Consider the following 10,174-nt stretch of genomic DNA (forward strand, 5'->3'; position numbering starts at 1 on the left):
GCGGCGAGGGCGTCCAGGAACACGTTGCCCGCCGCGTAGTTGGCCTGACCCGCACCACCGAACACACCGGCGGCGGAGGAGAACAGCACGAACGCGGACAGGTGCAAGTCGCGGGTCAGCTCGTGCAGGTTCCACGCGGCGTCCACCTTCGGACGCAGTACCGCCGACAACCGCTCGGCCGTCAAGGCGCCGACGACACCGTCGTCCAGCACCCCGGCCGTATGCACCACACCGGTCAACGGGCGCTCCACCGGAATGGCCGCCAGCACGGCCGCCAGCGCGGCCCGATCGGCGACGTCGCAAGCCGCCCAGGACACCTCGGCACCCAGACCGGCCAGCTCCGCCGACAACTCCGAAGCGCCTGCGGCCGCCTCACCACGACGGCTGACCAGCAACAGACGACGCACACCGTGCTCGGACACCAGGTGACGGGCGAACAACCCGCCCAACGAGCCGCTCGCACCCGTCACCAGGACGGTACCGTCGGCGTCCCACTCGGGGGACGCGTCCACGGCGGCCGACGCCCGCGCCAGCCTCGGCACCAGGACCGCGCCCCCGCGCACCACGACCTCGGACTCCCCCGAGGCCAGCGCGGCGACGAGCGCCTGCTCGGGCAGGGCCCCCGCGTCGGCATCGTCCAGGTCGACCAGGGCGAAGCGTCCGGGGTGTTCGGTTGCGGCGGAGCGGATCAGGCCCCACAGCGCGGCGCCCGCGAGGTCGCGGACGGGTTCGGGCGTCGGACCGTGCGACGCGGGCATGGCGCCACGGGTGACGAACACCAGGCGGGAGGCGGCGAACCGTTCCTCGGCGAGCCAGGCGCGTACGAGGGCCAGTCCCTCGGCCGTCCGGGCGTGCGCCGCTGCGGGGAGCACGGCGCCGGCGGTCGCCGGGTCCGGGGTGACGAAGACCAGGTCCGGGACGTCGCCCTCGGTGGCCGCCAGCGCGCTCGGATCGGCGTACGCGGTGCCGTCCAGGCCCGGTACGGGGCCGCCCACTACGGCCCGCGAGACGGGGTCGGCGGCCGCCCGGTCGGTGGGGAGCGTCGTCCATTCGACGCGGTAGAGGGACTCCGCGCGGCCGTCGCGGGTGGCCGCGCCGATCTGGTCGGGCGAGACCGTGCGCAGGGCCAGCGAGTCCACCGAGGCGACGGGCCGTCCGGCGGGGTCCGCCAGTTCGAGGGAGATCGCGCCCCGGCCGGTGGAGGCAAGGCGGACCCTGGCCGCTGCGGCGCCCGTCGCGTGCAGCCGTACGCCGCTCCACGCGAAGGGCAGTCGTGCGCCCTGCGGGGTGTCGGCGTCGGGGCCCGTGGTGAGGGAGGCGTCCAGGGCGAGGGCGTGCAGTGCGGAGTCGAGCAGGGCGGGGTGCAGTCCGAACGCGTCGGCTTCGTCCTGCGCCCGTCCGGTCAGGGCGAGTTCGGCGAAGAGTTCGCCGTCCCGGCGCCAGGCCGACCGGAGGGCGCGGAACAGGGGCCCGTACGCGAGTCCGGCGGCGTCGAGCAGTACGTACGCCTCGTCCACCGGTACGGGGCCGGCGCCGGCGGGCGGCCAGACGGCGAGGTCGGCGCCGGCGGCGCGGACCTCGTCCGTCAGTAGTCCGGCGGCGTGCCGCAGCCAGGGTGCGTCGTCGGCGCCGGCCGGGCGGGAGTGGACGGCGACCGGGCGACGGCCCGCCGGGTCGGGTGCCCCCACGGTGACCTGGACCTCGACGGCGTCGCCGGAGTCCGGCAGGACCAGCGGTGCCTGGAGGGTCAGTTCGTCGACGGCGGGGGCGCCGACCCGGTCGCCGGCGTGCAGGGCGAGTTCGACGAGGGCCGTGCCCGGGACCACGACGGCTCCCATGACGGCGTGGTCGGCGAGCCAGGGGTGGGTGCGCAGCGAGAGCCGGCCGGTGAGGACGTGCCCATCGGCGTCCGCGAGGGAGACGGCCGCGCCCAGCAGGGGGTGTCCGGCGGCCGAGAGGCCGAGTCCGGTGGCGTCGCCGGGCAGCGGGGCGGACGTCTCCGGCCAGAAGCGCTCCCGCTGGAAGGGGTAGGTGGGCAGGTCGACGCGCCGGGCGCCGGCGCGGGCGAAGTAGGTGTTCCAGTCGATCGTGACACCGCGGGCGTGGGCCCGGGCGAGTGCGCGGGTGAGGGTGTGCGGCTCGGGGCGGTCGGCGCGGAGCGTGGCGGTGAAGGCGGCCGCGGTCCGGTCGGTGACGCACTCCTGGGCGAGGGTGGTCAGGGTTCCGTCGGGGCCGAGTTCGAGGTACGTGGTCACGCCGGCGGCTTCGAGGGCGCGGACGCCGTCGAGGAAGCGGACGCCTTCGCGGACGTGCCGGACCCAGAAGTCCGCCGTGCCGATCTCGTCCTCACCGACGAGGGCGCCGGTCAGGTTCGAGACGAGCGGGATGCGCGGGGCGCCGTACGTGAACCCCTCGGCCACCTCGCGGAAGGCGTCGAGCATGCCGTCCATGTGCGGCGAGTGGAAGGCGTGGCTGACGGTGAGCCGCTTGGACTTGCGGTCGGGGAAGGCCGCCACGACCGCGACGGCCGCGTCCTCGTCACCGGCGATCACGACGGACTGCGGGCCGTTGACGGCGGCGATGCCCAGCCGGTCGGTGAGGAGCGGGAGGATCTCCGCCTCCGTCGCCTGGACGGCGATCATCACGCCACCGGCGGGCAGCGCCTGCATCAACCGGCTGCGTGCCGAGACCAGTTCGCAGGCGTCGTCCAGGGTGAGGACGCCCGCGACGTGCGCGGCGGCGATTTCGCCGATGGAGTGGCCGGCGACGAAGTCCGGCCGTACGCCCCAGGCTTCGAGGAGCCGGAACAGGGCCACCTCGACGGCGAACAGGGCCGGCTGGGTGTACTCCGTACGGTCGAGCAGAGCACTGTCCGTACCGAACAGCACGTCCTTCAGCGGGAGTTCCGGGCCGAGCCGGTCGCACACCGCGTCCAACGCCGCCGCGAACACCGGGTGGGCGTCGTACAGTTCGCGCCCCATGCCGAGGCGTTGGCTGCCCTGGCCCGTGAACAGGAAGGCGCTGCGGCCGCTCCTGCCGGCGGTGTCCCGGATCAGCCCGGGGGCGGTACGGCCGTCGGCGAGCGCGTCGAGGGCGGTGGTGGCCGTGGCGCGGTCCGGCGCCACGATCACCGCACGGTGGTCGAAGGCGGCGCGGGTCGTGGCCAGGGAGTGGGCGAGGTCGGCGAGTTCGAGGTCGGGGTGGGCGGCCAGGTGGGCGCTCAGGGCGCGGGCCCGGTCGGCGAGGGCCTGGCCCGTACGGCCGGACAACGGCAGCGGGAACCCGCCCGGTACCGGGGTGTCGGCGGCCGGGACACCGGTCCCGGTGTCGGCGGGGGCCTGCTCGATGATGGTGTGGGCGTTGGTGCCGCTGATGCCGAACGAGGACACGCCGGCGCGGCGCGGGCGGCCCGTCTCCGGCCACGGCACCGACTCCGTGAGGAGGCTGACGGCGCCCGCCGACCAGTCCACGTGCGGTGACGGCGTCTGTGCGTGCAGGGTCCTGGGCAGGACGCCGTGGCGCATGGCCATGACCATCTTGATGATCCCGGCGACACCGGCCGCGGCCTGGGTGTGCCCGAGGTTGGACTTGATCGAGCCGAGGAGCAGCGGCCGGCCCTCGGGCCGGTCCTGGCCGTAGGTGGCCAGCAGGGCCTGGGCTTCGATCGGGTCGCCGAGGGTGGTGCCGGTGCCGTGGGCCTCGACGGCGTCCACGTCGGCGGCGGTCAGGCCCGCGCCGGCCAGCGCCGCACGGATCACCCGCTGCTGCGACGGCCCGTTCGGCGCGGTCAGGCCGTTGCTCGCACCGTCCTGGTTGACGGCCGAACCACGTACGACCGCCAGCACCGGGTGTCCGTTGCGGCGGGCGTCCGACAGCCGCTCCACGAGCAGCATGCCGACGCCCTCGCCCCAACCGGTGCCGTCGGCGTCCGCCGAGAAGGCGCGGCAGCGGCCGTCGGCCGACAGGCCGCGCTGGCGGCTGAAGCCGACGAACGTGCCCGGGGTGGCCATGACGGTGACGCCGCCGGCCAGGGCCAGGTCGCATTCACCGGTGCGCAGCGACTGGATCGCCATGTGCAGGGCGATCAGCGAGGACGAGCAGGCGGTGTCGATGGTGACGGCGGGGCCTTCGAGGCCGAAGGTGTACGAGACGCGTCCCGAGGCGATGCTGCCGGTGCTGCCGGAGCCCAGCGAGCCGTCCGCTCCGTCGGCCGAACGCTCCAGCAGGGCGGCGTAGTCGTGGTACATGACGCCGGCGAAGACGCCGGTCCGGCTGCCGCGCACGGCGGCGGGGTCGATGCCGGCCCGCTCGAAGGCCTCCCAGGTGGTCTCCAGGAGCAGCCGTTGCTGCGGGTCGGTGCCGACGGCCTCGCGCGGGCTGATCCCGAAGAACGCCGGGTCGAACGCGGCGGCGTCGTGCAGGAAGCCGCCGTGGCGGGTGTACGAGGTGCCGGGGTGGTCGGGGTCGGGGTGGTAGAGGGACTCGACGTCCCAGCCGCGGTCGGCAGGGAAGCCGGTGATGGCGTCCGCGCCGCTCTCCAGCAACCGCCACAGGTCCTCGGGCGTGCTCACGCCCCCGGGGTAGCGGCAGCTCATCGCGACGATGGCGATCGGATCGTCGCCGGCGCCGACGCCGATCGCGGCGGCGGGGTCGTGGGTCGTGGTGGCGCCCGTGTTCCCGCCGAGTTCGGCGTCGAGGTGGCGGGCCAGGGTGAGCGGGGTCGGGTGGTCGAAGACCAGGGTGGCGGGGAGCCGCCGGCCGACGGCCGCGCCGAGCCGGTTGCGCAGTTCGACTGCGGTGAGGGAGTCGAAGCCGAGGTCGTTGAAGGCGTGTTCGGGTTCGATGGCGTCCGGGCTGCCGTGGCCGAGCACGTCGGCGACGTGGCCGCGGACCAGGTCGAGGAGCAGTCGCTCCCGGCCGGCCGCGTCGAGGCCGAGCAGGCTGCGTTCCAGGCCGGTCGGCTCTCCCCCGGTGCGGGCGGGGCCGGCGGCGGCCGTGCGGCGTACGGGGGTGCGGACGAGACCGCGCAGCAGCGGGGCCACGGCCGTACCGGCGGCGGGCGGCGTCAGCCGCATCGGGACGAGCAGCGCGTGCTCCACGCCGGTCGCGGCGTCGACGGCGTCGACGGCTTCGGCCGTGAGGGCGTCGGCGAGGTCGAGGAGGGCGAGGCCGTCGGAGGCGGTGAGGCCTTGGACGCCGCCGCGCTTCATGCGTTCCAGGTCGGCCCGGTCCAGGGCGCCGCCCATGCCGTCGGTGTCCTCCCACAGCCCCCAGGCGAGGGAGAGGGCGGGGAGGCCGTGGGCGCGGCGGTGCTGGGCGAGGGCGTCGAGGAAGGAGTTCGCGGCGGCGTAGTTGCCCTGGCCGGGTGCGCCGAACACACCGGCGGCCGAGGAGAAGAGCACGAACGCGGACAGGTCGTGGTCGCGGGTCAGTTCGTGCAGGTGGAGGGCCGCGTCGACCTTGGGTCGCAGGACGGTGTCGAGGCGTTCGGGCGTCAGCGAGTCGATGACGCCGTCGTCCAGGACTCCGGCGGTGTGGACGACCGCGCGCAGCGGGTGGGCGGCGGGGACGGCCGCGAGGGTGGCGGCGAGCGCCTCCCGGTCGGCGGCGTCGCAGGCCGCCCAGGTCACGGCGGCGCCCCGTTCGGTCAGCTCCCGCGTCAGCTCCGCCGCGCCGGGCGCGGTGTCCCCGCGGCGGCTCAGCAGCAGCAGGTGCCGTACGCCGCGTGCGGCCACGAGGTGCCGGGCGACGAGCCGGCCGAGGGTACCGGTGGCCCCGGTGACCAGGACGGTGCCTTCGGCGTCGTACGCGGGTGCCCCGGCCGCGCTGCCGGCGCCGGCGGGGACCCGGGCCAGCCGGGGCGCGTGGGGGGCGCCGTCGCGCAGGGCGATCTCCGGCTCCGGGGAGGCGAGGACGGCGTCCAGCAGGGTCGCGGACGGTGCGGCCGGCGGCGTTTGCGCGTCGGCGTCCGCCGAGGCGTCGACGTCCACGAGGACGAAACGGCCCGGGTGTTCGGACTGTGCGGAGCGGACGAGGCCGCGGACGGCGGCGGAGACCGGGTCGGGTGCGGCGTCGCCGGCGCGGACGGCGACCGCGCCCCGGGTCAGCAGGACGAGCCGGCTGTCGGCGAGGTCGTCGTCGGCGAGCCAGCGCCGCAGCAGGCGGAGCGTGTCGTGCGTGGCGGCGCGGACGGCCCCGGGGGTCAGGGTCCGATCGGCGGGGAGGCGTACGAGGACGGTGGCGGGCGCGGGCCCGTCGGCGGCGAGGAGCCGGTCCAGCGCCTCGACCGCGGAGGGCGCGTCGAGCACGGGAGGAATCGTGTCGGTCGGGGCGGTCTGGGCGGGGAGCGTCAGCGGGGCCCACGCCACCTGGAACAGGTAGTCGTGGGCGCTTCCCGCGCCGGGGGCCTGCCGGCCGTCCGGGATGGTGCGCAGGGTGAGCGAGGCGATGTCGGCGACGGGTTGGCCGGCGCCGTCGGCGAGAGCCAACGACACGGTGTCCTGGCCGGTGGCGGACAGGCGTACGCGCAGCGTGGAGGCGCCCACGGCGTGCAGGGCCACCCCGTTCCAGGAGAACGGGAGCCGGCCGCGGCCGGTGTCCTCGACGAGCCCTGCGAGGCCGATGGTGTGCAGGGCGGCGTCCAGCAGTGCGGGGTGCAGCCCGAACAGGCTCGACTCGGCGCGCTGTTCCTCGGTCGCCTCGATCTCGACGTACGTCGCCCCGTCGCCGGTCCAGGCCGCGCGGACGCCCTGGAACGCGGGCCCGTAGTGGAGCCCGGCCTCGGCGAGCCCGGAGTACAGCGCGTCGACGCTCAGCGGGGTGGCGTCGGCCGGCGGCCAGGTCTCTGGGGTGAAGGTCGGCTGCGGGGCGCCGACGGCGAGGACGCCGTCGGCGTGCCGGGTCCAGGGCTGCCCTGCGGCGTCGGTGTCGGACCCGGCGGCGTCGGCCTCGGGCTCGGGGCGGGAGTGCACGCCGAGGGGGCGGCGACCGGTGGCGTCGGGGGCGCCCACCCAGAGCTGCAGCTGGACGCCGCCGTGCGGGGGCAGGACGAGCGGTGCGTGGAGGGTGAGTTCCTCCAGGAGGTCGCAGCCGACCCGGTCGCCGGCCCGGATGGCCAGCTCCACGAACGCGCTGCCGGGCAGGACGACGGACCCCGCGACGGTGTGGTCCGCGAGCCAGGGGTGGGTGTCCAGCGAGAGCCGGCCGGTGTGGAGGAACCCGTCGAGGTCGGCGAGGGCGACGGCCGCGCCGAGCAGCGGGTGGCCGGCCGCTCCCAGACCCGCCGCGGCGACGTCGCCCGGGGGGCGGCCCGCGTCGAGCCAGTAGGGCTCGCGCTGGAAGGCGTAGGTGGGCAGGTCGACGCGCTCGAAGCCGGTACCGGCGTAGTACGCGTCCCAGTCGACGGCCGCGCCCCGGACGTGGAGCCGGGCGAGGGCGCCGGTCAGGGTGTCGGTCTCCGATCGGCCGGTGCGGAGCAGCGGCACGAAGGCGGCGTTGCCGGTGTCCTCGGGCAGGCAGTCGGGGGCGAGGGCGGAGAGCACCCCGCCGGGGCCGATCTCCAGGTAGGCGCTGACGCCGCGGCTCTCCAGCCAGCGGATGCCGTCGAGGAAGCGGACGGTCTCGCGGACGTGGCGGACCCAGAACCCGGCCGTACCCATCTCACCGTCGGTGACGAGGGCGCCGGTCAGGTTCGACACGACGGGGATGCGCGGAGCCGCGTACGTCAGCCCCTCCACGACCCGGCGGAAGGCGTCGAGCATGCCGTCCATGTGCGGCGAGTGGAACGCGTGACTGACCGAGAGCCGCTTGGACTTGCGGTCCGGGAAGGCCGCCACGACCGCCGCCACCGCGTCCTCGTCACCGGCGATCACGACCGACTGCGGACCGTTGACGGCGGCGATGCTCACCCCGTCCGTCAACAACGGCAGGACCTCGTCCTCCGACGCCCGCACCGCGACCATCACACCACCGGCCGGCAACGCCTGCATCAACCGACCACGCGCCGCCACCAACACACACGCGTCCTCCAACGACAACACACCGGCCACGTGCGCGGCGGCGATCTCACCGATCGAATGCCCGCAGAGGAAGTCCGGCTTCACACCCCACGACTCGAGGAGCCGGAACAGCGCCACCTCGACCGCGAACAACGCCGGCTGCGTGAACCGCGTCTCGTCCAACAGGGCCGCGTCCGACCCGAACAACACGTCCTTCAACGGCGGATCGAGCTCCAGCCGACCGCACACCTCGTCCAACGCGGCCGCGAACACCGGATACGCGTCGTACAGTTCACGCCCCATACCCAGTCGCTGACTTCCCTGCCCCGTGAACAGGAACGCCAGCTTGCCCGCGACCGGGCGGCCGCGGGTGATGCCGGGTGCGGTCGTCTCCGGGTCCGGGTCGGCGAGGGATGCCAGCGCGCGGAGGAGGCCGGGCGTGTCGGCGGCCGTGAGGACGGCGCGGTGTTCGAAGTCGGTGCGTCCGCCCGCGAGCGAGCGGGCGACGTCCCCGGCGCCCGGTGCGGGGTGGGTGCTCAGGTGGGCGTACAGCTTCTCGGCCTGGGCACGCAGGGCGGCCGGTGACTTGGCCGACAGGTTCCACAGGGCCGGTACGGGGGCGGCGGCCGGTGCGGCGGGCTCCGCCACGGCCTCCGCGGCCGGGGCCTGCTCGATGATGGTGTGCGCGTTGGTGCCGCTGATGCCGAACGAGGAGACGCCCGCGCGGCGGGGCGCGCCGGTCTCGGGCCACTGCCGGGTTTCGGTGAGCAGCCGGACGGCGCCCTGCGACCAGTCGACGTTGGGTGTGGGCTCGTCCACGTGCAGGGTCCGGGGCAGGACGCCGTGGCGCATCGCCATGACCATCTTGATGATCCCGGCGACGCCCGCGGCGGCCTGGGTGTGCCCGATGTTGGACTTGATGGAGCCCAGCAGCAGCGGCCGGTCCTCCGGGCGGTCCTGGCCGTAGGCGGCGAGGAGGGCTTGGGCCTCGATGGGGTCGCCGAGGGTGGTGCCGGTGCCGTGGGCCTCCACGGCGTCGATCTGGGTGGGCGCGAGGCGGGCGCCGGCCAGTGCTTCGCGGATGACGCGCTGCTGGGAGGGCCCGTTGGGGGCGGTCAGGCCGCTGGAGGCGCCGTCCTGGTTGACGGCGGTGCCACGGACGAGGGCGAGGACGGGGTGTCCGTTGCGGCGGGCGTCGGAGAGGCGTTCCAGGACGAGCATGCCGGCGCCCTCGCCCCAGCCGGTGCCGTCGGCGGCGGCCGCGAAGGACTTGCAGCGGCCGTCGCCGGCGAGGCCGCGGTGGCGGCTGAACTCGGTGAAGGTGCCGGGTGTCGACATGACGGTGACGCCGCCGGCGAGGGCGAGGGTGCACTCGCCGCCGCGCAGGGCCTGGACGGCGAGGTGGACGGCGACGAGGGAGGACGAGCAGGCCGTGTCGACGGTGACGGCCGGGCCCTCCAGGCCGAGGGTGTAGGAGATGCGGCCGGAGGCGATGCTGCCGGAGCTGCCGTTGCCGAGGAACCCCTCGATCTCCTCGGGGACACTGAACAGGCGTGCCGCGTAGTCGTGGTACATGAGGCCGGCGAAGACGCCGGTGCGGCTGCCGCGCAGGGTGGTCGGGTCGATGCCGGCGCGTTCGAAGGCCTCCCAGGAGGTCTCCAGGAGGAGCCGCTGTTGCGGGTCCATGGCGAGGGCCTCGCGCGGGGAGATCCCGAAGAACGCCGGGTCGAAGTGGTGGGCTTCGTGCAGGAAGCCGCCGACCTGCTCGTAGGCGTCGATGCCGCTGTCCGGATCGGGGTCGAAGAGGACCTCGGTGGGCCAGCCGCGGTCGGCGGGGTACGGGGTGACGGCGTCGCCGCCGCGTGCGACGAGCTCCCACAGGGCTTCGGGGGTGTCGATGCCGCCGGGATAGCGGCAGCTCATGGCCACGACCGCGATCGGCTCCTGGTCCCGCTCCTCCACCTCGCGCAGCCGTCGCCGTGCCTCGCGGAGATCGGCAGTCGCCCGCTTGAGGTAATCGAGGTACTTCTCCTCGTTCACCATTCTTTACGCCATCCCCGTGATCGAAGTGTTCAAAGTGGTCAAGGTGGCCGGGGCCCCGGGGGCCCGCGGTTCCGTGGGGGCCCGCAGCGCCGTCGGGGCCGTCAGGGGCGCCGACGGCGCCGGGGGCGCCGTCC

Annotated in this window: 1 protein-coding gene; it reads right to left on the bottom strand. The window is 75.3% G+C overall.

Annotation, left to right across the window (positions count from 1 at the left end; all coding sequences use genetic code 11):
• On the bottom strand, window positions 1-10,040 hold a 10,040-nt coding region (locus AB0D46_RS35085), incomplete at its 3' end, for an SDR family NAD(P)-dependent oxidoreductase (RefSeq protein ID WP_362883667.1).
• Between the last annotated feature and the right edge of the window lie 134 nt (window positions 10,041-10,174).

The sequence above is a fragment of the Streptomyces sp. NPDC048383 genome, assembly GCF_040651775.1.
In the GTDB taxonomy this organism is placed as follows: domain Bacteria; phylum Actinomycetota; class Actinomycetes; order Streptomycetales; family Streptomycetaceae; genus Streptomyces.